This is a genomic window from Microbispora sp. CA-102843, from assembly GCF_050936215.1.
Lineage (GTDB): Bacteria > Actinomycetota > Actinomycetes > Streptosporangiales > Streptosporangiaceae > Microbispora.
This window is the reverse complement of the sequence record NZ_JBNJNF010000001.1, coordinates 6,898,186-6,922,935: the sequence shown is the minus strand read 5'-3', so window position 1 is coordinate 6,922,935 and position 24,750 is coordinate 6,898,186. Positions and strand designations below refer to the sequence as shown.

The 24,750-nt window shown below is 71.7% G+C and carries 23 protein-coding genes; 13 read left to right on the top strand and 10 right to left on the bottom strand.

Features of this window, described 5'->3' with window-relative positions:
• Positions 1-2: 2 nt before the first annotated feature.
• Entirely contained in the window at positions 3-1,676 is a 1,674-nt protein-coding gene (locus ACQEVJ_RS32050) for a sodium:solute symporter family protein (RefSeq protein ID WP_433107545.1), read from the bottom strand.
• A gap of 187 nt (positions 1,677-1,863) precedes the next feature.
• On the opposite strand from ACQEVJ_RS32050, the gene ACQEVJ_RS32045 reads away from it, so the two are divergent.
• Positions 1,864-2,061, top strand: a complete 198-nt coding sequence (locus tag ACQEVJ_RS32045) for a DUF2795 domain-containing protein (RefSeq protein ID WP_433107543.1) — start codon at positions 1,864-1,866, stop codon at positions 2,059-2,061.
• A gap of 118 nt (positions 2,062-2,179) precedes the next feature.
• Here the strand turns inward: ACQEVJ_RS32045 and ACQEVJ_RS32040 are convergent, their stop codons facing one another.
• Complete coding sequence (locus tag ACQEVJ_RS32040; protein WP_433107541.1) at positions 2,180-3,007, bottom strand: patatin-like phospholipase family protein; 828 nt, start codon at positions 3,005-3,007, stop codon at positions 2,180-2,182.
• A 201-nt stretch (positions 3,008-3,208) separates the two neighbouring features.
• On the opposite strand from ACQEVJ_RS32040, the gene ACQEVJ_RS32035 reads away from it, so the two are divergent.
• The 5 genes from ACQEVJ_RS32035 (at position 3,209) to ACQEVJ_RS32015 (ending at position 10,853) form a co-directional block, all read left to right on the top strand.
• Positions 3,209-5,962, top strand: a complete 2,754-nt coding sequence (locus tag ACQEVJ_RS32035) for a cellulose binding domain-containing protein (RefSeq protein WP_433107539.1) — start codon at positions 3,209-3,211, stop codon at positions 5,960-5,962.
• A gap of 121 nt (positions 5,963-6,083) precedes the next feature.
• Entirely contained in the window at positions 6,084-6,863 is a 780-nt protein-coding gene (locus tag ACQEVJ_RS32030) for a phosphotransferase (RefSeq protein WP_433107537.1), read from the top strand.
• 183 nt (positions 6,864-7,046) lie between these two features.
• The gene (gene pta / locus ACQEVJ_RS32025; RefSeq protein ID WP_433107535.1) at positions 7,047-9,104 is read left to right on the top strand and encodes a phosphate acetyltransferase; all 2,058 of its coding nucleotides are present in this window, start codon (positions 7,047-7,049) and stop codon (positions 9,102-9,104) included.
• An 87-nt stretch (positions 9,105-9,191) separates the two neighbouring features.
• On the top strand, positions 9,192-10,370 hold the full coding sequence (locus ACQEVJ_RS32020; RefSeq protein ID WP_433107533.1) for an acetate/propionate family kinase: 1,179 nt from the start codon (positions 9,192-9,194) through the stop codon (positions 10,368-10,370).
• Between the two features lie 60 nt (positions 10,371-10,430).
• Entirely contained in the window at positions 10,431-10,853 is a 423-nt protein-coding gene (locus ACQEVJ_RS32015; RefSeq protein WP_433107531.1) for a TIGR02611 family protein, read from the top strand.
• Positions 10,854-10,856: 3 nt separating this feature from the next.
• Here ACQEVJ_RS32015 and ACQEVJ_RS32010 read toward each other — a convergent pair whose 3' ends face one another.
• From ACQEVJ_RS32010 to ACQEVJ_RS32000, 3 genes are all read right to left on the bottom strand, one after another.
• On the bottom strand, positions 10,857-12,029 hold the full coding sequence (locus ACQEVJ_RS32010; protein ID WP_433107529.1) for a M20 metallopeptidase family protein: 1,173 nt from the start codon (positions 12,027-12,029) through the stop codon (positions 10,857-10,859).
• 49 nt (positions 12,030-12,078) lie between these two features.
• Entirely contained in the window at positions 12,079-12,399 is a 321-nt protein-coding gene (locus tag ACQEVJ_RS32005; RefSeq protein WP_433107527.1) for a GroES family chaperonin, read from the bottom strand.
• 62 nt (positions 12,400-12,461) lie between these two features.
• Entirely contained in the window at positions 12,462-13,076 is a 615-nt protein-coding gene (locus tag ACQEVJ_RS32000; RefSeq protein ID WP_433107525.1) for a hypothetical protein, read from the bottom strand.
• A gap of 356 nt (positions 13,077-13,432) precedes the next feature.
• Between ACQEVJ_RS32000 and ACQEVJ_RS31995 the strand changes: the two genes are divergently transcribed.
• Complete coding sequence (locus ACQEVJ_RS31995) at positions 13,433-13,981, top strand: DUF1349 domain-containing protein (RefSeq protein WP_433107523.1); 549 nt, start codon at positions 13,433-13,435, stop codon at positions 13,979-13,981.
• 7 nt (positions 13,982-13,988) lie between these two features.
• Here ACQEVJ_RS31995 and ACQEVJ_RS31990 read toward each other — a convergent pair whose 3' ends face one another.
• The gene (locus ACQEVJ_RS31990; protein ID WP_433107521.1) at positions 13,989-14,369 is read right to left on the bottom strand and encodes a winged helix-turn-helix transcriptional regulator; all 381 of its coding nucleotides are present in this window, start codon (positions 14,367-14,369) and stop codon (positions 13,989-13,991) included.
• Positions 14,370-14,462: 93 nt separating this feature from the next.
• On the opposite strand from ACQEVJ_RS31990, the gene ACQEVJ_RS31985 reads away from it, so the two are divergent.
• Positions 14,463-15,110 carry an NADPH-dependent F420 reductase gene (locus tag ACQEVJ_RS31985; RefSeq protein ID WP_433107519.1) on the top strand — a complete coding sequence of 216 codons (648 nt, stop codon included), beginning with the start codon at positions 14,463-14,465 and terminating at the stop codon, positions 15,108-15,110.
• Positions 15,111-15,156: 46 nt separating this feature from the next.
• Complete coding sequence (locus ACQEVJ_RS31980; protein WP_433107517.1) at positions 15,157-16,647, top strand: ArnT family glycosyltransferase; 1,491 nt, start codon at positions 15,157-15,159, stop codon at positions 16,645-16,647.
• Positions 16,648-16,722: 75 nt separating this feature from the next.
• On the opposite strand, the gene ACQEVJ_RS31975 is transcribed toward ACQEVJ_RS31980, so the two are convergent.
• The gene (locus tag ACQEVJ_RS31975) at positions 16,723-17,757 is read right to left on the bottom strand and encodes an endonuclease/exonuclease/phosphatase family protein (RefSeq protein ID WP_433107515.1); all 1,035 of its coding nucleotides are present in this window, start codon (positions 17,755-17,757) and stop codon (positions 16,723-16,725) included.
• Positions 17,758-17,852: 95 nt separating this feature from the next.
• On the opposite strand from ACQEVJ_RS31975, the gene ACQEVJ_RS31970 reads away from it, so the two are divergent.
• Positions 17,853-19,103, top strand: coding sequence for an ArgE/DapE family deacylase (locus ACQEVJ_RS31970; protein ID WP_433107513.1), 1,251 nt, complete (start codon positions 17,853-17,855; stop codon positions 19,101-19,103).
• Between the two features lie 7 nt (positions 19,104-19,110).
• On the opposite strand, the gene ACQEVJ_RS31965 is transcribed toward ACQEVJ_RS31970, so the two are convergent.
• Both ACQEVJ_RS31965 and ACQEVJ_RS31960 read right to left on the bottom strand, forming a co-directional pair.
• On the bottom strand, positions 19,111-21,498 hold the full coding sequence (locus ACQEVJ_RS31965; protein WP_433107511.1) for a helicase-associated domain-containing protein: 2,388 nt from the start codon (positions 21,496-21,498) through the stop codon (positions 19,111-19,113).
• A gap of 436 nt (positions 21,499-21,934) precedes the next feature.
• A complete protein-coding gene (locus ACQEVJ_RS31960; protein ID WP_433107509.1) occupies positions 21,935-22,444 on the bottom strand; it encodes an ATP-binding protein in 510 nt (169 codons plus the stop codon).
• A gap of 200 nt (positions 22,445-22,644) precedes the next feature.
• Here ACQEVJ_RS31960 and ACQEVJ_RS31955 point away from each other — a divergent pair, with 200 nt between their 5' ends.
• The 3 genes from ACQEVJ_RS31955 to ACQEVJ_RS31945 all read left to right on the top strand — a co-directional run bounded on the left by ACQEVJ_RS31955 (position 22,645) and on the right by ACQEVJ_RS31945 (position 24,092).
• Positions 22,645-23,466 carry a helix-turn-helix domain-containing protein gene (locus ACQEVJ_RS31955; RefSeq protein WP_433113089.1) on the top strand — a complete coding sequence of 274 codons (822 nt, stop codon included), beginning with the start codon at positions 22,645-22,647 and terminating at the stop codon, positions 23,464-23,466.
• The gene (locus ACQEVJ_RS31950; RefSeq protein WP_079314287.1) at positions 23,467-23,700 is read left to right on the top strand and encodes a DUF397 domain-containing protein; all 234 of its coding nucleotides are present in this window, start codon (positions 23,467-23,469) and stop codon (positions 23,698-23,700) included.
• A gap of 116 nt (positions 23,701-23,816) precedes the next feature.
• Positions 23,817-24,092: a hypothetical protein gene (locus ACQEVJ_RS31945; protein ID WP_433107507.1), complete on the top strand. Its 276-nt coding sequence runs from the start codon at positions 23,817-23,819 to the stop codon at positions 24,090-24,092.
• Between the two features lie 42 nt (positions 24,093-24,134).
• On the opposite strand, the gene ACQEVJ_RS31940 is transcribed toward ACQEVJ_RS31945, so the two are convergent.
• Entirely contained in the window at positions 24,135-24,716 is a 582-nt protein-coding gene (locus ACQEVJ_RS31940; protein WP_433107505.1) for a histidine phosphatase family protein, read from the bottom strand.
• Positions 24,717-24,750 lie beyond the last annotated feature (34 nt).

Genomic DNA, 24,750 nt, shown 5'->3' with positions numbered 1-24,750 from the left:
TCCTACAGGAAGGGCAGGTAGAACGCCGCGGCGAGGACCACAGCCCCGGCGCCGAGGATGACGGGGGAGCGATACCAGGCGGTGTCTCCCGCCAGCGCGTCGTCGGAGACGGACGCGTCGCTCAGGCCGTAGACGAGCCCGCGAAGCTCGCTTTCCGGCTTGGGGGTGGTGGCGAGCGTGACCACGACGGAGACGATCGCGTCGACCACGAAGGCGATGCCGGCGCCCCAGAAGCTCGCGTTCAACTCGGTGCCGAAGTCGAACACGCCCGCCTTGTAGAGGATGTACGAGGCGAAGGCGCAGACCGTGCCGCTCAGCAGGCCCCAGAAGCCCGCCCAGGCGGTCATCCGCCGCCAGAACAGGCCGATGACGAACGTCGCGAACAGCGGGGCGTTGAAGAACGAGAACAGCGACTGCAGGTAGTTCATGATGTTGCCGAAGCCGGCCGCGATGAACGCGGTGCCGATTCCGGCGGCGACGCCGACCACGGTCGCGATGCGGCCGAGCCGTACGTACCACTCGTCGGGGTGGTCGCCGTTGATGTGCGCCTTCCAGATGTCCTGGGTGAAGACCGTGTTGAAGCCGCTGATGTTGGCGGCCATGCCGGCCATGAACGACGCGAGCAGTCCGGTCACCGCGACGCCGAGCACGCCGTTGGGCAGGAACTCGTTCATGAGCAGCGGGATCGCCTCGTTGTACGTCGGCCCGCCGTCCTTGCCGAGGTTGCCGAACAGCACGACCGCGACGAGCCCGGGGATCACGGTGACGATGGGGATCACGAGCTTCGGATAGGCCGCGACGATCGGGGTGAGCCGGGCGGCGTTGGTGTTGCGGGCCGACAGCGCGCGCTGCACCTCGGCGAAGTTGGTGGTCCAGTAGCCGAAGGACAGCACGAAGCCGAGGCCGAAGACCAGGCCGATCCAGTTGGCGTTGAGCGGGTTGTCGGTGCCGGCGGTGTGCGCCCAGGTGTGCAGCCCGCCCTCGCCGAGCACGCTCTGCTTGACCTTCTCGCCGAGGCCGGAGAAGCCGCCGACCCTGGTCAGGCCGATGATCACCACCGGCACGAGCCCGGCGACGATCACGAAGAACTGCATGACCTCGTTGTAGATCGCCGACGACAGGCCGCCGAGGGTGATGTACGCCAGCACGATCGCGGCCGACACGATGATGGACAGCCACAGCGGCCAGCCGAGCATGGCGTCCATGATGAGCGCCAGCGCGTACAGGTTGATCCCGGCGATGAGGATCTGCGCGACGGCGAAGGTCCCGGCGTTGAGCAACTGGGTCGCCCCGTTGAAGCGGCGGCGCATGAACTCCGGGACGCTGTGCACCTTCGACCGGTAGTAGAAGGGCATCATCACGACGCCGAGGAACACCATGGCGGGGACCGCGCCGATCCAGTAGTAGTGCAGGGTCATCGCGCCGTACTGTGCGCCGTTGGCGGCCATGCCGAGGACCTCGGTGGCGCCGAGGTTGGCGGACATGAAGGCCAGGCCGGTGATCCAGGCGGGGAGTGCGCGGCCCGAGAGGAAGAAGTCCAGACTCGTCCGTACGGCCCGTTTGGCGGCGAAGCCGATTCCCAGCACCACGAGGAAGTACAGGGCGAGGATCACGTAGTCCAGAACGTTGACGTCGAGCCGCAGATCCTGTGCGGCCAGCAATTGGGCATCAGGCACGCAACGCCAGCTACCCGTACGTCTCGTCGTTTCACAAACACGGGCCCCGTATACCCAATCGTGACAAAAGCGCAGGTGAGGCTCTGTAAAGCCCGTCGGAGACGCATGCGGCGGAGTCCCGAGTGACGGGGGAGGAACCGGGTAAGCGAGGGAGAGCAGGAGAAACACCGACGAAGGGAGGCATGTCATGGCCGACGCACCGAACCCGATCCAGCTGCAGAAGCACCTGAAGGGCGTGGACTATCCGGCCGGCAAGTCGGACCTGATCCGCACGGCCCGCGACCAGGGCGCGGACGACAACGTCATCAAGGCGCTGGAACGCATCCCGGACCGGCAGTACGACGGCCCCAACGCGGTCAGCAAGGCGGTCGCCGAGGTCAGGTGAGGAACCGGTCCCGGCATCGGGCGGCCGGCGCGGGAGCGTTCCCGCGCCGGCCGCCCGCTTACGCCGCCCTGCCGGCGCTCCCCGCCGCTCCGGCGAGTACGGCGGGGAGACGCGAGGGTCAGGACCAGACGGCGGCGATCGGCTCGGCGAGGGCGGCGGCCTGGTCGAGCCCCGCCTCGAAGGCCGGTCCCCACAGGGCCGGGTCGAGGACGTTCTCGCCGAACACCGCGACCGACGCCGCGTCGGGGTGGACGACGTACGACGCGGCCGCGCCCGCCTTCGCCATCTCGCCGTCGAGGACGGCCCGGGGGGTCAGGTTGCCGAGCGGTTCGAGCACCACGAGCGCACGGGCGCCCGCCGCGAGGTCGGCGTTGGTCGCCGACCGGACCCCGCCGTCCACGTACCTGCGGCCGTTGATCTCCACGGGTGGGAAGACCATCGGTACGGCGCAGCTCGACGCGACGGCGAGCACCAGCGGCGCACCGGAGGACCGGTCCCACACGACGAACTCGCCGGTCGCCGCGTCCACGCTGGTGATCAGCAGCTCGCGCTCGGGCCACTCCTTGACCGGCAGCCGTTCGCCGACCGCCGTGAGCCGCTCGGCGTAGTGGTCGACCCTGGCCGCCAGGGCCATCTGGCCGACCCTGCGCCGGGCCTCCCGCCGGTCGATGTTCGGGTCGAACATGATGGCGAACGCCTCCATGACCTCGTTCATGTGGTCGATGGCCGGGGGCGGGCCGGTGTCCACCTCGGCCTGGTGGGCCATCGCCTCCTCCAGGTCGGCGCCGGTGGCCACGAGCGTGCCGACGACCGAACCGGCCGAGGTGCCGATGATCCGATCCGCCGTCCCCAGGTCCAGGCCGTGGCGGCGCAGGCCGGTGACGATCCCCGCCTCCCAGGCGATGCCGGCGACTCCTCCGCCGCCGAGCACGAGAGCAGTAGTCATGTCCAGAATTATGTTCCAAGAAGCCGCGTGCTCCAGCCGGATGAAACCGGTTGAGATTTGTCTGGACGCCAAACTATTGACGGCGCTTCCGCCGGTGTGTGAACCTTCCCTTCAGATTTCCATGCACGTTGGAGAAGGACGGTCAGGGTCCCCACCTGGTCGTGCATGGCCGGTTGTCCGTGCTCGGAGGGAAAACCGTCCATGCGAAGATTCGCAACCATGCTCGTGGTCGCCGCCGTGGCGCTCGTCACGGCCGTGATCAGAATGTCCCCCGTGTCGGCCGTCGCCGCCGACCCGTACACGTTCAAGAACGTGCAGATCCTCGGCGGCGGCTTCGTCCCCGGGATCGTCTTCAGCCCCGCGCAGAAGGACCTGATCTACGCGCGCACCGACATCGGCGGCGCCTACCGCTGGAACCAGTCGTCCCAGACCTGGACCCCGCTGCTCGACTGGGTCGGGCAGTCCAACTGGGGCTACAACGGCGTCGCCAGCATCGCCCCCGACCCGGTGGACGCCAACAAGGTGTACGCCGCCGTCGGCATGTACACCAACAGCTGGGACCCCAACAACGGCGCGATCCTGCGATCGTCGAACAAGGGCGACACCTGGCAGGTGAGCCCGCTGCCGTTCAAGCTGGGCGGCAACATGCCAGGCCGCGGCATGGGCGAGCGCCTCGCGGTCGACCCGAACAAGAACAGCATCCTGTACTTCGGCGCACCCAGCGGCAACGGACTGTGGCGGAGCACCGACTCCGGCGCGACCTGGTCGAAGGTGACGAACTTCCCCAACGCCGGCAACTACCGCGCGGGCACCGACGACTACCAGGGTGACATCCAGGGCGTCGTCTGGGTGACCTTCGACAAGCGGACCGGCACCTCGGGCAACGCCACCCAGACCATCTACGTGGGCGTGGCCGACAAGGACAACACCGTCTACCGCACCACGAACGGCGGCACCTCCTGGGAGCGGGTCGCCGGGCAGCCGACCGGCTACATCGCCCACAAGGGCGTGCTCGACACGACCAACGGCTACCTCTACATCGCCACCAGCGACACCGGCGGCCCGTACGACGGAGGCAAGGGCGACGTGTGGCGCTACGCCACCGCCACCGGCACCTGGACCCAGATCAGCCCGATCCCGTCCAGCAGCTCCGACGACTACTTCGGCTACAGCGGCCTGACCATCGACCGCCAGCACCCCGGCACGATCATGGTCGCCACCCAGGTCTCCTGGTGGCCCGACGCGATCTTCTTCAGGAGCACCGACAGCGGCGCGACCTGGACCCGCATCTGGGACTGGACGTCCTACCCGAACCGTAGCTTCCGCTACAAGATGGACATCTCCGCCGCTCCGTGGCTGACCTTCGGCACGAACCCCCAGCCGCCCGAGGTCACGCCCAAGCTCGGCTGGATGAACGAGTCGGTGGAGATCGACCCGTTCAACTCCGACCGCATGATGTACGGCACCGGGGCGACGATCTACGGCACCACCGACCTCACGAAGTGGGACTCGGGCGGCCAGTTCACGCTCAAGCCGATGGTGAAGGGCCTGGAGGAGACCGCCGTCCTCGACCTGATCAGCCCGCCGAGCGGCGCCCCGCTGGTCAGCGCGCTGGGCGACATCGGCGGCTTCCGGCACACCAACCTCGACGCCGTGCCGTCCATGATGTTCACCCAGCCCGTCTTCACCTCCACGACCTCGCTCGACTACGCCGAGACCAACCCGAGCGTGATGGTGCGGGCCGGCAACTTCACCGACTCGGACCGCCCGAACGACAGCCACGTGGCGTTCTCCACCGACGGCGGGGCCAACTGGTTCCAGGGCACCGAGCCGGGCGGGATCAACAGCGGCGGCACCGTCGCCGCGGCGGCCGACGGCAGCCGCTTCGTCTGGGCGCCGGGCGACGCCGGTCAGCAGGTCGTCTACTCCGTCGGCTACGGCAACAGCTGGACCGCCTCCAGCGGTGTCCCGGCCAACGCGATCGTCGAGTCCGACCGGGTGAACGCGCAGAAGTTCTACGCCTACTCCGGCGGCAAGTTCTACGTGAGCACCAACGGCGGCGGGAGCTTCAGCGCCACCGCGGCGACCGGGCTGCCCACGACCGGCGTGCACTTCAAGGCGCTGCCGGGCAAGGAGGGCGACGTCTGGCTGGCCGGCGAGGGCGGCCTGTGGCACTCCACCAACTCGGGCGCCTCGTTCACCAAGCTGTCGAACGTCAGCAGCTCGATCAACATCGGCTTCGGCAAGGCGGCGCCCGGCAAGACGTACCAGGCCCTCTACCTCGCCGGCACCGTGGACGGCGTGCAGGGCCTGTTCCGGTCTGACGACACCGGCGCGAGCTGGGTGCGCATCAACGACGACCAGCACCAGTACGGCAACATGGGCGAGGCCCTGACCGGTGACCCGCGGATCTACGGCCGGGTCTACCTCGGCACCAACGGCCGGGGCATCATCTACGGCGACCGCAACGGCGGAAGCTCGCCGTCCCCCTCGCCGTCGGCGTCCCCGTCCGCGTCGCCCTCGGCCTCTCCGTCGAATTCGCCGTCTCCGAGCCCCTCGCCGTCCGCCAGCCCCTCGCCGTCCGCCAGTCCGTCGCCCTCGCCCAGCCGGTCTCCGAGCCCGTCGCCCTCGGCGAGCCCGTCGGGCGGCAAGGGGTGCTCGGCGACGTACAAGGTGGTCAACGAGTGGCCGGGCGGCTTCCAGGGCGAGGTCACGGTGAAGAACACCGGCAGCGCCTCGATCAGCGGCTGGAGCGTCAAGTGGGCCTTCGCGAACGGCCAGACGATCAGCCAGCTCTGGAGCGGCACGGTCAGCCAGTCCGGGGCGAACGTCACGGTCACCAACGTGAGCTACAACGGCTCGGTCGGCTCCGGGGCGTCCACCACGTTCGGTTTCCAGGCGAGCTGGAACGGCACCAACGCCGTCCCCTCGGCGGTGACCTGCACCGCCTCGTGAGATAGCACGACAACGGCCGTACGGATGAGCCGCCAAGGTGGCACATCCGTACGGCCGCTTTCCATGGGCCACGCCGGAAAAGGGGTGGGGCGCGACGGCGCAAGGGTGATCTATTGGAGTGGTGACGGGACTGTCGGATGAGTGGGGCGGCACGGGGTGGGACAGCCAGGCGCGGTTGGTCCGGGAGCGGTGGGTGGACCGCCGGCCAAGAAGGCCGGAGGTGGCCGCGCGACTGCTCATGGAGACCCGCCTGATGCCATGGCTCGCGCCGCGGCTGCCGTTGCCCGTCCCGATTCCTCACGTCCTGCGGCAGGAGCCGCTGGTCGTACGGCACGAGGTGGTCGTCGGCGAGCCGCTCGACACTTTCGACGCCGTGGGCGGCCGGACGCTGGGCGCGTTCCTGCGGGCCCTGCACGCGGTCGATCCCGCGGAAGCCGTACGGCACGATGCGCCGCCGCCGCGGGAAGCGCTGCGGGAGCGGGCGGCGACGGTGAAGGACTTCGGTACACGCGTCGTACCGCTCCTGCCGGGCGACCGGCGAGACGCCGCCTCGGCGGTGCTGGACGGCGTGGGCGCGTTGCCCACCTGCGCTCTGGTCCACGGCGACCTCGGGCCCGAGCATGTGCTGGCGCGGGACGGCACGGTGAGTGGCGTCATCGACTTCGGCGACGCGCACGTCGGTGACCCGGCGCTCGATCTGGCATGGGCGCTCCACGGCGCCCCGCCGGCGTTCGCCCGGGCCGTGGCGGCGGAGTACGGCGCCGCCATGGAGCTCACCGAACGGGCACTGCTGTGGCACCGGCTGGGCCCGTGGTACGAGGTCACGTACGGTCTCGACACCGGCGACCCGAATGCGGTGCGCGGCGGTCTGGAAGGCGTCCTCGCCCGCCTTCCGGCCTGAGGCAGGCCGGGGGACGTTCGCTCTCACCGCGGACGGCGGGCGGACTTCCGCGCCTGTGAGACCACACGACCAGTGAGGAAAGGCCCTACGGATGTGACGTTCGACTGGTATCTCCGCAGGGCCCTTCGCATAGCCTTGCCTGGGCGGGCCGTCGGGCCGCGCCGGGACAGGGGTGACTGCGCGATGGCGATCGGAGTTTACGTCGCGGCCGGCGACGCGAGGAGCAACAAGGGCACGATCGCCCTCGGCATGATCGAACTGCTGACCCGCCAGGTGGGCACGGTCGGCGTGTTCCGGCCGGTCGTCCGGTCCGGCCGCGAGGACAGCCTGGTCCACACCGCACGCAGCCGCTTCGGGATCGGCCTGCCCTACGCGATGTGCACGGGCGTCACCTACGAGGAGGTGCACGCCGACGAGGTGCGCGCGGCCGGGGAGATCCTGGCCCGTTACCGTGCGCTCGCCGGGCGGTGCGACGCGGTCGTGGTGATCGGCACCGACTACACCGACGTGGGCGCGCCCACCGAGTTCGTGTTCAACGCCGAGCTCGCCGCCAACCTCGGCACACCGGTGATGAACGTGGTGACCGGGCTCGACCGCGGCCCCGACGAGGTCGCCGCGGCGGTCGAGATGTCGCGCAAGGAGCTGGCCGAGCGGCACGCCACCGAGCTGGCCACGGTCGTCACGCGGGTCGCCCCCGGCCTGGTGGAGGAGGTCGCCGCCCGCGTCCCCGCGTACGTCCTGCCGGAGGTGCGGCGGCTGTCCGCGCCGACGGTCAGCGACCTGATGGCCTCCTGCGACGGCGAGCTGTTCATGGGCGACGCCGACCAGCTCGGCCGGGAGACGGGCGGGCTGATGATCGGCGCGATGTCGCTGCCGAACATCCTGGAACGCCTCACCGAGGGACTGGCGGTCGTCGTCCCCGCCGACCGGGCCGCCGCGCTGGTGCCGGGGCTGCTGGCCGCGCACAAGGCTCCCACGTTCCCCGCCCTGTCGGCGATCATCCTCAACGGCGGGCTGGAGCTGCCCGACGCGGTCGTCCGCCTGCTGAAGGGCATGGACATCCGGCTGCCGATCATCACGACCGGCGGCGGCACGTTCGAGACCGCGACCAAGCTGTCGAAGGCCGAGGGCCGGTTCAGCCCGGACGCCAAGGGCAAGATCGACACCGCGCTCGGGGTCTTCGCCGAGCACGTCGACGCCGGGGCGCTGCTGCGCAGCCTGCGGGTCACCAAGGCCGCCGCGATCACCCCGCTCATGTTCGAGTACGACCTGCTTGACCGCGCCCGCGCCAATCGCAGGCACATCGTGCTGCCGGAGGGCGCCGAGCCGCGGATCCTGCGCGCCGCCGACAGCCTGCTGCGCCGGGGCGTCGCCGAGCTGACCCTGCTGGGCGACGAGCGGGAGATCCGGCTGGCGGCGGCCACGATGGGCCTGGCCGTCGACGGCGCCCGCGTGGTCAGCCCGTTCGACCCGGAGCTGCGCGAGCTGTTCGCCGAGGAGTACGCCCGGCTGCGCGCGCACAAGGGCGTGACCATCGGGCAGGCCCGCGACATCGTCACCGACGTCTCCTACTTCGGCACGATGATGGTCCATCTCGGGCTGGCCGACGGCATGGTCTCCGGCGCCGCCCACACCACAGCCCACACGATCAGGCCCTCGTTCGAGGTCATCAAGACCTCGCTGGGTGTCGGCGTCGTGTCCAGCGTCTTCTTCATGTGCCTGGCCGACCGCGTCCTCGTGTACGGCGACTGCGCCGTCGTCCCCGACCCCACGGCCGCCCAGCTCGCGGACATCGCGATCTCGTCGGCCGCCACGGCCGCCAGGTTCGGGGTGGAGCCGCGCGTGGCCATGTTGTCGTACTCGACCGGGGAGTCCGGCGCCGGGCCCGAGGTGGACAAGGTGCGCGAGGCCACCGCGCGGGTCCGCGAGCTGCGGCCGGATCTCCCCGTCGAGGGCCCGATCCAGTACGACGCCGCGGCCGAGCCGAGCGTGGCGCGGACCAAGATGCCCGGCAGCCCGGTGGCCGGGCGGGCGACGGTGTTCGTGGTGCCCGACCTCAACACGGGCAACAACCTCTACAAGGCCGTGCAGCGCAGCGCCGGCGCGGTCGCGATCGGGCCGGTCCTGCAGGGCCTGCGCAAGCCGGTCAACGACCTGTCCCGCGGCGCGACCGTGGGCGACATCGTCAACACCGTCGCGATCACGGCCATCCAGGCGCAGGCGCACGGGGAGACACAGTGAGCGGCAGGCGCACGGGAAACACGGTGAGCGCGCAGGCGGGGCAGGGCACACAGTGAGCGCGAACGCGCGGGCGCGAAGGGAGAGACAGTGAGCGGGCAGGTCCTCGTCCTGAACACGGGGTCGTCGTCCATCAAGTACCGCCTCATCGACATGGGGACGCGCCGGGCGGTGGCGGGCGGGCTGATCGAGCGCATCGGCGAGGACGAGAGCGTGCTCGCGCACGACGGCGTACGGACCGAGCGCCGGGTGGCCGACCACGAGGAGGGGCTGAAGGCGGTGCTCGCGGCCTTCGCCGAGCACGGGCCGCCGCTCGACGGCGTGACCGCCGTGGGCCACCGGGTCGTCCACGGCGGCAGCCGGTTCGTCACGCCCGTGCTGATCGACGACGAGGTCGAGCGGGCCATCGAGGAGATCGCGCCGCTGGCGCCGCTGCACAACCCGGCCAACCTGGAGGGCATCCGGGTCGCCCGGCGGGCCTTCCCCGGCCTGCCGCACGTCGCCGTCTTCGACACCGCCTTCCATGGCACGATCCCGCCCCACGCGCACACCTATGCCGTCCCCCGCGAGTGGACCCGCAAGCTCGGCGTGCGCCGCTACGGCTTCCACGGCACCTCCACGGCGTACGTCTCCCGCCGGGCGGCCGTGCTGCTCGGCCGGCCGTACGACGAGGTGAACTCGATCGTGCTGCACCTCGGCAACGGCGCGAGCGCGACGGCGGTGCGGGGCGGGCGCAGCGTGGACACCTCGATGGGCATCACCCCGCTCGCCGGGCTGGTGATGGGCACCCGCTCCGGGGACGTCGACCCGGCTCTGGGCGCCTACCTCGGCCGGGTCGCCGGCATGGACCTCGCCGGCGTCGACGCGGCGCTCAACAAGGAGAGCGGCCTGCTCGGCATGTGCGGCGCCAACGACATGCGGGAGGTCTGGCGGCTGGCCGACTCCGGCGACGAGGACGCCCGGCTCGCGCTCGACGTCTACGGCTACCGCGTGCGGGCCTACATCGGCGCCTACTACGCGGCGCTCGGCCACGTGGACGCCCTCGTCTTCACCGGCGGGGTGGGGGAGAACAGCCTCCGCGTCCGCGCGCTCGCGACGACCGGGCTCACCCGGCTCGGCATCGGGATCGATCCCGATCGCAACGCCGCCGAGTCGGCGGAGGCCAGGGTGATCTCCCCGGAGGGCGCCGAGGTGACGGTGCTGGTGGTGCCCACCGACGAGGAACTGGAGATCGCCGAGCAGACCGCCGCCTGCCTCGGGGACGCGTGAACCCGCCGATCGCCGTGGACGTCCGCTGGCTATCGTGGTCAGCGAATGGGGGTGAGCCGTGTGGCGACGGCTGAGGACAGTCGTACGGGTGGACAAGAAGGGACTGCCGATTCACCGGGCTGGCTCGACCGGGTCCGTGCGACTCCGGCGGGCCGGCTGACGCTGCGGATCGTCATCGGGGTGATCGGCGCCGCCCTCGTGGTCACCGGCCTGATCATGGTGCCCTTCCCGGGGCCGGGCTGGCTGGTGGTCTTCGCCGGGCTCGCCGTCCTGGCCACGGAGTTCCCCTGGGCGTCCCGGCTGCTGGAGTTCGCCAAGGACAGGGTCAGGGCGGCGACCGACTGGCTCAAGCGGCAGAACTGGTTCGTCCGCATCGTCGCGAGCGCGCTCACCCTGCTCTGCGCCGGGGCCATCGTCTGGGTGTCGGTCCGGCTGACCCTCGGCGTCGACCTGATCCAGAAGGCCCGTGAACTGCTGAGCTGACCGTCAGGCGCGGGCCAGCCTGCGGACCGCCAGTTCGCTGAGCAGCGTCGCGCCGTCGGACAGGATGGCGTCGTCGAACTCCGCCTCGGCCGAGTGGTTGGCCGGGGCCGTGGCGAGGTCCCGGCCGGGCGGGCAGGCGCCGACCACGAGGAACGCGCCCGGCACCTGCTCCAGCACGTACGAGAAGTCCTCCGAGCCGGTCGCCGGGGTGGGCAGCGGGAAGTAGCGGTCCTCGCCGAGGGCCTCCCGCACGGTCAGGGCGGCGAACTCCGCCTCGGCGTCGTCGTTCACCGTGACGGGATAGCCGATGCCGAACGCGCAGTCGACGGTGAGGCCGTGCGCCTCGCCGATGCCGCGGGCGAGCCGGACCAGGCCCTCCCTGATGCGGTCGCGTGAGCCGGCCGAGAACGTGCGCACGGTGGCCTCGAAGACGGCCTCGTCCGGGATCACGTTGTCGGTGGTTCCGGCGTGGAAGCTGCCGACGGTCACCACGACGGGGTCGAACACGTCGTAGCTGCGGGTGACGTGGGTCTGCAGGGCCGTCACGATCTCGCAGGCCGCGGGGATCGGGTCGAGGGCGCGGTGCGGGGAGGACCCGTGGCCGCCTCTGCCGCGCACGGTCACGGTCAGCGTGTCGCACGCGGCCAGCACGGGCCCGCCCTTGGTCAGGAACAGCCCGCGCGGGATCGTCGTGGCGAAGACGTGCATGCCGTACGCCGCGACGGCCCTGGATCCCGCCGCGTCGAGCACGCCTTCCTCGATCATCAGCCGGGCGCCCTCCTGGCCCTCCTCGCCGGGCTGGAACATCAGCACCACGTCTCCGGCGAGGTCGGCACGCCGCTCGCTGAGCTGGCGGGCGGCGCCCGCCAGCATGGCCATGTGCAGGTCGTGGCCGCAGGCGTGCATGCGGCCGTCGAAGCGCGACCGGTAGGGCACGTCGGTCTTCTCGTGCACCGGCAGCGCGTCCATGTCGGCGCGCAGCAGCACGGCGGGGCCCGGGCGGCCGCCGCGCAGGACGGCGGTCACCGACGACAGGCGCTCGCCGGTGGTGATCTCCAGGGGCAGGCCGTCGAGCGCCGCGAGCACCTTCTCCTGCGTGCGGGGCAGGTCGAGGCCGATCTCCGGCTCCCGGTGCAGCGCGCGGCGAAGCTCGACGAGCTCATCCTGGAAAGTCATGGTCCACCTGAGGCGTGAAGGGGCTCGGCGGGGGCCGGAAGCCGGGCGGTCAGAGGTAGAGGCCGGTGCCGTGGTCGGTCTGCTGCGTCGCCACGGCGTGCAGGTCGCGCTCGCGCAGCACCAGGTAGAGCTGGCCCTGGACCTCCACCTCGTACTGGTCCTCGGGGTTGAACAGGACCTTGTCGCCGGTCTTGACCGACCTGGCGTTGGCGCCGGCGCCGGACACCTCGCCCCAGACGAGCCGGTTGGCCAGCTTGACCGTGGCCGGGATGACGATGCCCGCGCTGCTGCGCCGTTCCTCAAGCTCCCGCTCAACCTTGACCATCACGCGGTCGTGGAGCATCTGGATCTCGAACTTCGGGTCAGCCACGCTCGCAGTGTACGCGGATCGGACCCGGACACCGTCATCGGAGGTTCACCGGCGGCGGGGGCTCACCGGTGGCCCATCGCCAGGTCGTAGCCGGTTCCGGAGCGGCGGTAGACGCCGCCCTTGCCCCACTTCAGCACCTGGAACCGTACGTGGACGGTGTTGGAGGCGACGCCCGTCAGGTCGGCCATCATCTTCTCGGACAGGTCGACGATCGCCGGGATGTCGTGCTGGGCCACGGCCCACTCGGCCGGGCCGAAGTCCTCGACGACGCCGATGGCGCTCTTCCCCTTGTAGGTGATCCGCACCTTGGTGCCGAGGGGCCAGTAGGGGCTGGCGACGGTCCGGTAGCGCATCGGCTTGCCGGACGCGGTCTCGCCGTCCCAGAAGGACGTGGCGGTGGAGACACCGGAGGGCAGGGAGGCGGCCTTCTTCATCTCCGCGTACGCCGTGCGGAGGGCCGCGTTGAAGGCGGTGCCCAGGGAGGCCAGGTCGAGGGAGGCCGCGTCGGCCGGGATCGGGCGGGTGGTGTCCGTCTGGGCGGCGGGCACCGCCCGGGAGAGCGGTGCGGAGGAAGGAGCCTGAGGGATCACCGAGGCGTCCGCGGCCGTGGCCGCGCCGGCGACGAGGGTGGTTCCGGCCATCGCCATGGTGATCGCCTGACGGGCTCGCTTGTGCATGAGGTTCCTTTCGTCTCGCTCGCGGGGCGGCCCTCGGGGGAACAGGGCCTCGCGTCGTCGAGGAGTCCCGGCCGGCCGGCGGGCTCCGCACGCGCGCCCGGGCATGGCGGAGCGGCCCTCGGAAAGGAGGGGCGGAAGCCTCCGGAAGCGGGCCGCGCGTTCCCTGGGGGAGGGGATACGACGGTTGTGCGATGTATGGGATTTACAAGGGCAAAAGGTGATGCGAGGCACGAGTATAGGGAAAGAGGGAGTAAAGGGGACAAATCGATCTAAATTGCAGGTAGATCGTCCTTGACGTTCGGACCCTGAAACCGCTCTCATAGCTAGATCGGTCAATGCGACGGCAAGGGGTCGGTATGGCTTTCGATGGCTTCGCGTGGATCAACGAGCCCGCAGAGTGGTCGCAGACCGGGGAGGGCCTGCGGGCCGTCGCCGGCGCCGGAACCGACCTGTGGCAGAAGACGCACTACGGCTACTCGTACGACACCGCGCACATGTTCGGCCGCCAGGTGACGGGGGACGCCCGGCTGACCGTGACGTTCGACGCCGACTACGCCGAGCAGTACGACCAGGCCGGGGCCGTGCTGTGGATCGACGAGGAGAACTGGATCAAGGCGGGCGTCGAGTTCGTCGACGGCGGCCACCAGCTCAGCGTCGTCGTCACCCGAGGCTTCTCCGACTGGTCCGTCACGCCCGCGCCCGGCGGCCTCGTCTCCGCGACGTTCGACTTCGAACGGGCCGGCGACGCCGTGACCGTCCGATACGGCGTGAACGGCGCGGAGCCGGAGCACATGCTGCGCCTGGCCTACTTCCCGCCGCAGGCGCAGGCCCTCGCCGGGGTCATGTGCGCCGCCCCGGCGGGCAAGGGCTTCGAGACCCGCTTCACTCGCGTGTCGCTTACGTAGTGCGGCGCTACTGCGCCCGTCCCCGCACGGTGAACCGGTCCTGGGCGTCCAGCACGGCGTCCCCGTAACGCACGGCCCACGTGCCCATCGCGCGCATGGGGGCGAGCAGTGCCGTGCCCGCCTCCGTCAGCGCGTAGTCGACGCGGGGCGGCGCCTCGGCGTACGCCCGGCGTTCGACCAGGCCGTTGTACTCCAGGCGCCGCAGCGCCTCGTTGAGGACCTTGGGAGAGATTCCGCCGATCCGGATGCGCAGCTGCCGTGGCCGCATCGGACCGGCCTCGCCGAGCGTGTAGACCACGACGCTGTCCCAGCGGTTCGCGAGCACCTCGAACGCGAGGCGGGCCCGGCAGTCGGAGGTGTACGCGTGCTCGTCGTGGAACTCGTCCATGGCCTCATCCTGCCCGGTCCGAAGGACACCGTCCGGTGTGCGTCGGCCGCCCTAACGTCGTGGGCCTTGGCTCACTTAGGGACGGAGACGACCATGCGCATCGGCATCCTCGGCACGGGCGGGATGGCCACGGCACTGGGGGGCGCCTGGGTCCGCGCGGGGCACGACGTGCTCGTCGGCGGACGCGACCGGGCCGCGGCGGCCCGGACGGCGGCGCGCATCGGCGCCGCGAAGGACGGAACGCTCGCGGACGCGGCGGCCCACGGCGAACTCGTCCTCGCGGCGGTTCCCGCCGGTGTGGCGCCGCAGCTGGTGAACGGGCTCGCGGCCGTCCTCGCCGGGCGGACCGTTATCGACTGCTCGAATCCCATCGAGCTGGGCGACGACGGGCTGACGCTGACGACGGGCGGCACGACCTCGGTCGCCCGGCTGACGGCGGACGCCGCGCCGGACGCCCATGTGGTCAAGGCGTTCAACCTGTGCCACGACAGCATCTGGACGCTGCCGCGGCCGGCGTTCGAAGGCGCCCCGCTGGCCGTGCCGTTCTGCGGCGACGATCCGGGCAGCCTCGACCGGACCGCCGCGCTGATCACGTCGATGGGATGCACGCCGATGCCCTGCGGAGGGCTCTCCCGCGCGGTCTACATCGAGGCGACGGCCGCGTTCGCGATCGGCGTGTGGAGGTCCGGAGCGGAGCCGCGGTTCGCCTTCCCGGCACCCGCGATGGCGGAGATCTCCTGACTCGTCCGGGCTAGCGCCGTGGCGGTAGCGCGATCACACTGTGACAATGCCGGACATCACCCAGCGCACCCGGTCCTTCGTCGTCCCCTGGCCGGTGGTCCTGATGGCTGGTCTGGTAGTCGCTCTGCTGCTGGCGTTCTCGGGCGCCTACGGCTTCCTGGGCGACGAGATGTACTTCGTCGTGGCGGGCCGGCATCCCGCCTTCGGCTACGTCGACCAGCCGCCGCTGACCCCGTTGCTCTCCGCCGCCTCGGTGGGCCTGCTGGGCGTCTCGCCGACCGCGGTCCGGGTGCTGCCGGCCGTGGAGGCGGCGCTCGTCGTCGTCCTCGTCGCGCTCATCTCACGCGACCTCGGCGGGTCTCGGCGGGCGCAGTTCCTGGCGGCCATCACGGCCGCCGTCTCCGGCTATCTCGCCGCTGGCCACATGGACACCACCACAGGTCTCGACCTGCTCGCCTGGGCGCTCATCCTGTGGCTGGCGGTCCGGCTTCTCGCCGGTGCCGACCGGCGCCTGTGGCTGGCGGTGGGCCTGACCGCCGGGATAGGGCTGCAGAACAAGGACACCCTGCTGTTCCTGGCCGCGGGGCTGGCGCTGGGCCTTCTCGCCGCCCGGCGCTGGGACGTCGTCCGTTCACCGTGGCCGTGGGCGGCCATCGGGATCGCTCTCCTGCTCTGGGCGCCGAACCTCGTCTGGCAGGCGACGAACGGCTGGCCCCAGCTCACCATGGCCTCGCGCATCGCCGGGTACGCGGCGGACAACCGCGCCCAGATCGTGCCGCTGCTCTGGCTCTTCACCGGTCCGATCCTGTTCGCCGTGAGCCTCGCCGGAGCGGTCTGGCTCCTGCGTTCGAGGAACGCGGTTCCGTGGCGGGCGATCGGCATCGCGGGCCCCGTCGCGCTCGTCCTCGTCGTCGCGACTGGAGGCAAGGCCTACTATGCGATCGGCACCGCGGCCGCGTTCATGGCCGCCGGTTCGATCGTCGTCGACCGCTGGCTCGTACGCGGCCACGCCAGCATCAAGGGGGCAATCTTCACCGTCGCCGCCTTGGTCTCGGGTCTGCTCCTCGCGTACCTGACCCTGCCGGTCCTGCCCGTCGCCACCTATGCCGCCAGCACCCTTCCGGCCACGGTGCCGGACACCGCGAACCAGATCGGCTGGCCGGCGTTCGTCTCCACGGTCAAGGGCGCGGTGGCAGCCCTGCCCGCCGACGAGCGCGCCCGAGCGGTGATCCTGACCAACGACTACAGCGAGGCGAGCGCACTCGACCTGCTCGGATCGGGACTGCCCCCCATCTACTCCGGTCACAACTCGTACTGGTCATGGGGCCCGCCACCGGCTCAACGCACCGTCGTCGTCCACGTCGGCGACTGGCGGCCCACCGACTGGAGCAGGTTCTTCGTCGGCTGCCACGACGTGGCCCGGATCGACAACGGACTGGGCGTACCGAACGGGGAGCAGGGCAAGGCCGTCTCGGTCTGCACCGGCCTGAAGTCGTCGTGGACCGCGATGTGGCCCGGGCTCCGAACCATCAGCTAACGAATCGCCCGGCCTTTCGTTCTAGAACAACCCCGCCCTGGCGTCTCCCGGTTGCGAGAGGCTTTGATACAGGCTCTAGGCGCGGGACGCGGCAGGCAGGACCAGTTCGGCGAAGATCGCCCGGTGGTCCGTCGCCGGCAGCCGGTGGACGCCGAACGCCCGGACGGCGACGCGCGGGTCCACCAGGATGTGGTCGAGGGTGACGGGCGGCACCGGCAGGCCGCCGAAGTCCGACGACCTCCGGTAGGGCCAGGTGCCGGCCAGGCCGTTGCCGGTCGCGTCGGCCGCGTCCCGGTAGCCCGCGTCGAGCAGGCGCCGGACCCTGGCGTGGTCGAGCGTCGCGTTGAAGTCCCCGGAGAGGATCCGTACGGACCCGCCTGGACCGGGCAGCGAGGCGAGCGTCTTGGACCAGCACTTGAACCGGAACGAATACCGCGGGGCGCACGGGTGCACGGACACGACGGCGACGGGCCCGGCGCCGGGGACCTCGACGATGCCCGCCGCCTGCCGGCGGCCGTCGAAGGCCGTGAGCTCCTCCGGCCGGAGGGGGAACCGCGTGAAGAGCCCGGAGCCGCTCGAGCGCTCCTGGGCCCGGTCGTCCGCGTACGGCAGGAGCGCGGTCAGGCCCGCCGCACGCAGTCCCGCCGAGGCCTCCGGGGTCAGTTCCTGCAGCGTCAGGACGTCGGCGCGCAGCCGCCGCACGAGGTCCACGAGCACGGCGGGCGGTACGGAGCCGTGGAGCAGGTTGGCCGACAGGACCCGGAGGGCCGGGCCGGCGGCGCCGGCCGCCCGCGCGCGCGCACCGGCCGAGCCGTGCGGAAACGGGTCGGACAGCGCGCGGGGCAGCACACAGGCCGCCAGCGTCGTGGTGACCGCAAGGCCCGCGACCAGCGCCGCCGGGCGCCGCACGAGCAGCGCGACCAGCGGCGCGACGACCGAGGCGAGGGCGACGTACGGCGTGAAGGCCACCAGTTGCACCCACCGGAAGTGGACGTCGCCGGGAAACAGCCGCAGCAGGGCCCACAGCCCGAACGGCGCGACCGCCGGCCACGCGAGCAGCCCACGCCAGATCCCGGGGCGGCCCACCCAGCCGGCCGTCAGTCTCGCCATCCTCGGACTCCTTCGCGAAAGATCCACTGTACGACGCGTCTGCACGTGCATCCGGGGCTCCACGCCGGTCGGGGGGAGGCCTTACAGTCTCCGGCATGGATGTCGAAGCGAGAGTCCTGAACGCCCTCGACGAGGCGGAGACCGTGCGCCTCCTGGCCGACCTGGTCCGGGTGCCGAGCGTCACCGGCACCGACGCCGAGTCGGACCTGCAGGACAGGTGCGCCCGCATGCTCACCGAATGGGACCTCGACGTCGACATGTGGAAGCTCGACCTCGACGATCTCCGCTCCCGCGAGGGGTTCCCCGGCATGGAGGCCGAGCGCGCCGAGGGATACGGCGTCGTCGGCGTCACCGAGGGCGAGGGCACGCCCGCGCTCATCCTGCAGGGGCACGCCGACGTCGTGCCGATCGGCGATCCGGGCAAGTGGGAGGGGCAGGACCCGTTCGGCGCCCGCCTCACCGCGACCACCCTGCACGGCCGGGGCGCCTGCGACATGAAGGCAGGTCTCGCCGCCAACCTCGCCGTCGTGCGCGCGCTGCGCGTGGCCGGCGTACGGCTCGCGCGTCCCCTGGCCGTCCACTGCGTGGTCAGCGAGGAGGACGGCGGGCTCGGCGCGTTCGCCACCCTGGCCAGGGGCCACACCGGGGAGGCGGCCGTGATCACCGAGCCGACCAGCGGGAAGCTGATCACCGCCAACGCCGGTGCGCTGACCTTCCGCCTGGAGGTCGCCGGCCGGGCCGCGCACGGCGCCACCCGCTACGAGGGGGTCAACGCCGTCGAGGCGTTCGTGCCGGTGCTCCAGGCCGTCCGGCGGCTCGAACGCGAGCGCAACGCCGATCCCGACTCCCTCTTCGCGGGCAACCCGCTGCCGTACCCGATCGAGATCGGCACCGTGCGCGCGGGCGACTGGGCGAGCACGGTGCCCGACCTGCTCGTGGCCGAGGGACGGCTGGGCGTCCGGCTCGACGAGGACCCGGCCGACGCCCGCGCCGCCCTGGAGACGGCGCTCGCCGATCTGGACGACCCCTGGCTGCGGGACAATCCGGTGAGCGTCACCTGGCCGGGCGGGCAGTTCGCCAGCGGCCGGCTGCCCGAGGGGCACCCGCTGGGGGAGGAGGCGGCCCGGGCGGTGGCCGACGTGACCGGGGCGCGGCCGGACCGGACCGCCGCGCCGTACGGGAGCGACCTGCGCCTGTACGCGGGGGCGGGCGTGCCGACCCTGCACTACGGGCCGGGCGACGTCCGCTTCGCGCACGCCCCGCGCGAGCAGGTCGACCTGCGGGAGGTCCGCGACGTCACCCGCGCCCTGGCCCTGCTCGTCCTGCGCCGCTGCGGCGTCCGTTGAAGGCGCGTCAGCAGTCGGCGGTGACCGAGGCGATCTCGTTGAGCGGGAACTCCAGGTAGTCGCCGGCCTCCTCGCACCACGCGTCGAGCACGCCGCTGCGCAGCTCGCCGTGGCTGACCGTCGCGGTGACCCCGTCGGCCAGCGTGATCAGCGCGCGGACGTCGCGGTCCACCACGAAGCCCAGCAGCGACTGCTGCGCCGCCGGGAGCCGGGTCGCCATGCGCCCGATGACGGCCCACGTCTGGCGGGGCTGCGCCGTGGCCGCCACCGGGCCGCCGCTGACCAGCAGCCGCCTGGCGTGCTCGCGCGGGTCCGGCGGGGGCTCCAGCAGGGGGCCGGGGGGTTCGAGCTCGGCGACCCGCCCGCCGGGCAGGAGGATCAGCCGCCCGCCCTGCGGCTCGCGCCGGATCGTGATCTCTCCGGTGTCGTCCACCGGCACGGGGGCGTAGCCCGCCTCCCTGAGGGCGGCCAGCGTGGCCGCGGCGGGCGCCGCGCCGGCGAGCACGGTCGGCGCCAGCAGCCGCAGGCCCAGCTTGGCCAGTTTCCGGTGCGCGGCGATCTCGGCGAGCAGCGCGGGGTCGGAGCCCTGCACGATGCAGCCGACCGACGACACGGTGACCTCGCCGTGCCGCCGCGCCACGTCCCTGATCAGGTAGGTCAGCGGCTGGGGGAGCGTCCCCGCCTCCGACAGGTCGGCGATGAGCGTGTCGGCCGTGTCGCCGCCGTCCAGGGCCCGCCGTACGCTCGCGGGGCTGAACCGCCACACCGACGCCGCGCCCTGCGACTCCCGGTCCGCGGCGCGGTCGAGCAGCGCGGCGAGCTCGACCGACGGCGGGCCGGTCACCACGGCGGTGAGGTCGGCGCCGAACAGGGCCGTGCGCTGCGCGCTCGCCATGGCGTGCGTGGCGGCCTTCGCCAGCGCGGGGTCGTGCTCGACCTCGGGCACGCACTCGTGGCTCTCGTTCCCGGCCACGCCCGCGAGCGGGGCGAGCGCCCGGCCGAGGCCGGTGAGCGCGTCGCAGGCCACGAGCCCGAGCATGCGGGCCTCCTCAAGCACGGCCGCCGCGCAGCCGTCCAGCAGTTCCCGGTCGAGCAGCGGGGCGCGCCAGTGCACCCGCTGCACCAGCTCCGGCAGCGTCGCGAAGCCCCTGCCCGCGGGGATCTCGGCGAGCGCCGCGAACAGGGCCCACCGGATCCTGGCGATCGTCTCGCCGGCCGGGTCGTCGCCGAGCGCGGCGGGGTGGCGGCCCTCCATCCGGCGCAGCGACGCGCGCTCCATCCGCCACCACGCGGCCAGCAGGACGCGCAGCCGCATGGGCGCCTCCTCCAGCCGCCACGCGTCGTATCGGCCGGCCGGCGTCAGCCCGCCCGCCTCCTCGTCGATCGCGATCAGCCGGGCGACCGCGCAGACCTCCAGCAGCAGCCGGGTCTCGTCCTCGGCGCAGCCGGTCTCCCTGGCCAGGCGCTTGATCTCCCGCACGCCGACCCCGCCGCTCTTGAGCAGCGGCAGCGGCGTCTTGTCGACGTTCTCCAGCAGCGCCGTGGCCCGGTCGAGCACGTGCGGCGCGGCCAGGCACATCGCGTGCTCGACGGCGTCGGCGTCGGCCTCCGACGTGGCCAGGTCGGGCGGGTACGGCGTGAACGGCCCGCGATAGTCGGGGCCGCGCAGCGCCAGCGCGACCTCGCGCGGCATCTCCGCCAGGTCCCACTGGGTGCGGAAGAGCAGGCCGCGGTCGAGGGCCCACTTCTCCGGCGTGCCCGGGGTGATGAACCTGTTGCCGTTCACGCTGCGGACCGGGCCGTCCCACGCGAAGTCGTCGAGCATGCCGAGCGTGCCGTCGGGGGCGTCGTCGAGAAGCGTGCCCAGGCGCTCGCAGTCGCCCAGCAGCGCGGTGATCCGGGCGATCACCTGGCGCCTGCCGCCGTGCGGGGGCAGGTCGAGCACGCGGCACATGCGGCGCAGCGCGTCGGTGCTGAGCTTCCAGGAGTCGAGGTAGGCGCCGAGCGGCTCGCCCAGGCCGCAGGGCGCGGTCCACCAGCGGGCGACGGCCTCGGCCGCCGTGATCCTGCCGTCGCGGCCGGGCCAGGCGACGGCGTGGTCGTACAGGTGGTCGAGCCAGGGGATCACCGCGGAGGTGCTCACCCCGAGGAAGCGGGCCAGCTCGTCCTCTGTCGGACGGCCGCCGATGACCAGGCACGCCTGGAGGAGTTCGAGCGGGGGGAGGGGGAGGCCGCGCATGACCTCCATGACGGCGAAGGTCTCGGTCAGGCGCTGCGCGAGGGCGTCCAGGCGCCGGGGCCACGGCGCGGCTATCGCGTCCGGCCGGTTGGCCAGCACGCGGGCCAGCCTGTCTTCGTCAAGACTGGTCAGCCAGCCGATTAGGTGATCGTCCATCGTTGATCTCTCGGGAGTCCCAGGAAGCCACCGTAGTGCAGATCACAGTCTCGGCGGGGTCCGTGGGCGAACAAAGAGCGCAATGTCACGGATCCCGAGATCACGATATTTCTCCGCCGATCGATGGGGAACGAGCACGCCGCCGGGCCGTCACGGCCCGCTCTCAGCCCATCATCGCGTGCCGCGCCCGGCCTCAGGGGTGGTTCCGGGGAATCCGGGCCGCCGGCCGGAGGGCGCTCCCATGCATTCCGGGCTGCACGGGAGCGCTCTTCGGCCGGCGGACCATGACCGGCGACAGGTAGATCTGGCGATCGGGTTAGGTTTTCCGGTGCTCCTGATCGGAGAGCGGCAGCCCCCCGCGTGGGGCGGCCGAAACCTCCGGCGAAGCGCGTGGCCCCGCCGTCCGGCCGCCGGCCCCTGTTCAGGCCGCGCTGGCTCAGGCCGCCAGTACGGCCCACACCGCCTTGCCCTGCGGGGCGAGCGGGCACCATCCCCAGCACACGCTCAGCGACTCCACGATGTGCAGCCCGAGGCCGCCCGGCTCGAAGGGCGTCGGGTCCCGCAGCACCGGCGCGGACGATCCGGGATCGGTGATCGCGCAGGCCACGTGCGCGCCCCGCCGGATCAGCGACAGCCGCATCGCCTCCCGCGCGCGGCTGTCGGCGAGCGTCATGCCGTGCCGCAGGGCGTTGGTGACCAATTCCGAGACGACCAGTTCCATCCCGTCGAGCAGGTCCGCCAACTGCCAGCCCGAGAGGGCCCCGGCGGCGAAGCTGCGCGCCGAGTGGACCGACTCCGCGCGGGGCGGCAAGACGAAGGTGGCGCTGGCGGTGGCCGACCCGGGTACGAGGAGATCGCGTGCGGGCTCCGGCCACCAGCCGATAGGCGGCCACCAGTCGAGCGCCGACCACTGGTTCTGGCCACGAGTCAGGTTCGTGGGCTGCACGGGATCATGATGGGGGACACTCCCGTGCATGTGCAAGAGCGAATGCACGTGCAAGCGCGTTGTGCAAGCGCTACGGTTACCCCCGAACACCACTGGGACGAAGGGGGCGATCTTTGACAGACTGTGAACCAGTCCACAAAGCGGAGGAATAGCACGTGTCCATAGATCCGCCCGGATCCGGTTCCACCGTTCGACGCATCATGCTCGGCGCGAGTCTTCGCCGGCTACGCGAGCAGCGGGGCCTGACCCGCGAGGTCGCCGGATTCCACATCCGTGCCTCGGAGTCGAAGATCAGCCGGATGGAGCTCGGCCGGGTCGGGTTCAAGACACGTGACGTCGAAGACCTCCTCACGCTGTACGGCGTCCACGACGACGCCGAGCGGCGTGGCCTGCTGGAGATGGTCCGCGAGGCGAACACGCCCGGGTGGTGGCACAAGTTCGGCGAGGTGCTGCCGAACTGGTTCGTCACCTACATCGGCCTGGAGGAGGCCGCCAGCGTGATCCGCACCTATGAGGTGCAGTTCGTGCCCGGCCTGCTGCAGACGGCGGCGTACGCCCGCTCGGTGATCATGCTCGGCCATCCGGACGCCTCGGAGGACGAGCTCGAACAGCGCGTCCATCTGCGCATGCAGCGGCAGGAGAGGCTCACGCGCAAGGACGGCCCCCGGTTGTGGGCCGTCATCGACGAGGCCGCGCTCAGGCGGCCCATCGGAGGGAGTGCGACGATGCGGGAACAGCTCCAGCACCTGCTGGAGGTGTCCACGCTGCCCAACATCACCCTTCAGGTGATGCCCCTTCGCTACGGGATGCACGCGGCCGAGGGAGGCGCGTTCACCATCCTCCGCTTCCCGGAGTCCGACCTTTCGGACGTGGTCTACGTCGAGCAGCTCTGGGGTGCGCTCTACCTGGACAAACGTGAGGACATCGATCCCTACCTCACGGCCATGGAGCAGCTGTGCGTGGAGAGCACCACGCCCGGCGGCACTGCCGAGATCCTCGGCGAACTTCTCAGAGAGACATGAATGCAGACATATAACGGGATGCCCGCCACCGACATCGCGGGGGTCACCTGGCGGAAAAGCGCCCACAGCAACTCGACCGGCAACTGTGTGGAGCTGGCCGAGCTTCCCGACGGCGGCGTGGCCGTTCGTAACTCCCGCTATCCCGACGGGCCGGCGCTCATCTACACACGCGACGAGATACGGGCTCTGGTGCTCGGGGTCAAGGACGGCGAGTTCGACGGCCTCCTGGTCTGACGGGTTGTGGGGCAACCCGGTGTTCACCCGCTTCTCACGGCCGTAACAGCGCGACGCGGGAGGCGTAACACGGATCCGGCACAGTGAGTCCCAGGAAAGCTCACAAAGGGGACCCCGTGCTGGACCAGATGACTCTTTACCCGGTGGCCGACGACGTGCTGTTCGCACCCGGAGGCCGCGTGGTGATCCGCACCTACGGCGTCGCCGCACCGGTCGACCCGGCGGACGGGCGGCCCAGGACGGTGGCGTACCGGACGTGGGTCACCGGGGTGCGGGAGCAGCCCAGGTACTGGCGGTGGGGGCACTTCGAGGACGCCCGGCGCGGCCACCGCAAGGTCCTGGAATGGCTGACCGGCCGAGGTCCGCAACCCCAGCCGGTCGCCCAGGGGTGAACAGACACGCGTATCGGGCACGCGTGATCGGACAGGCGTGATTCAAGCCGGCGCGTTCCAGCGGAGCAGGACGGGCTCGTCGCCGTGCTCGTAGCCGAGGACGGAGTACGTCCCGGTGTCGAGGCGCAGGTATCTGCCGTGGTCGGCGGGCAGCGACAGCCAGCGCGCCGCCAGCACGCGCAGGATGTGCGCGTGCGCGACGACCAGGACGTCGCCGTCCGCCGAGCGGATCCGGGCGAGCACCTTGTCCGCCCGCTCCCCGACGTGCTCGACGGTCTCACCCGGGTGCGCCTCGTCTCCCGGGACGACCCCGTCCCGCCAGACGAACCAGCCGGGACGTGACCTGCGGATGTCGGGAGTGGAGATTCCCTCGTAGCCGCCGTAGTCCCACTCCCACAGGTTCGGGTCCACCTCGTACGGCCCGGCGCCGGCCAGCTCGGCCGTACGGCGGGCCCGCTGCGCGGGGCTGACGAGGACCAGTGCGAACGACCGGCCCGCCACCAGGCGGGACAGGGCGCGCGCCTCCTCCTCGCCATGCGGTGTCAGCGGCAGGTCGGTGCGGCCCGTGTGCCGCCCGGCCCTGCTCCATTCGGTCTCGCCGTGCCTCAGCAGGATGACGTTCATAGAGGCTCCATCTTGCCCGTACGGCCGATTTCAC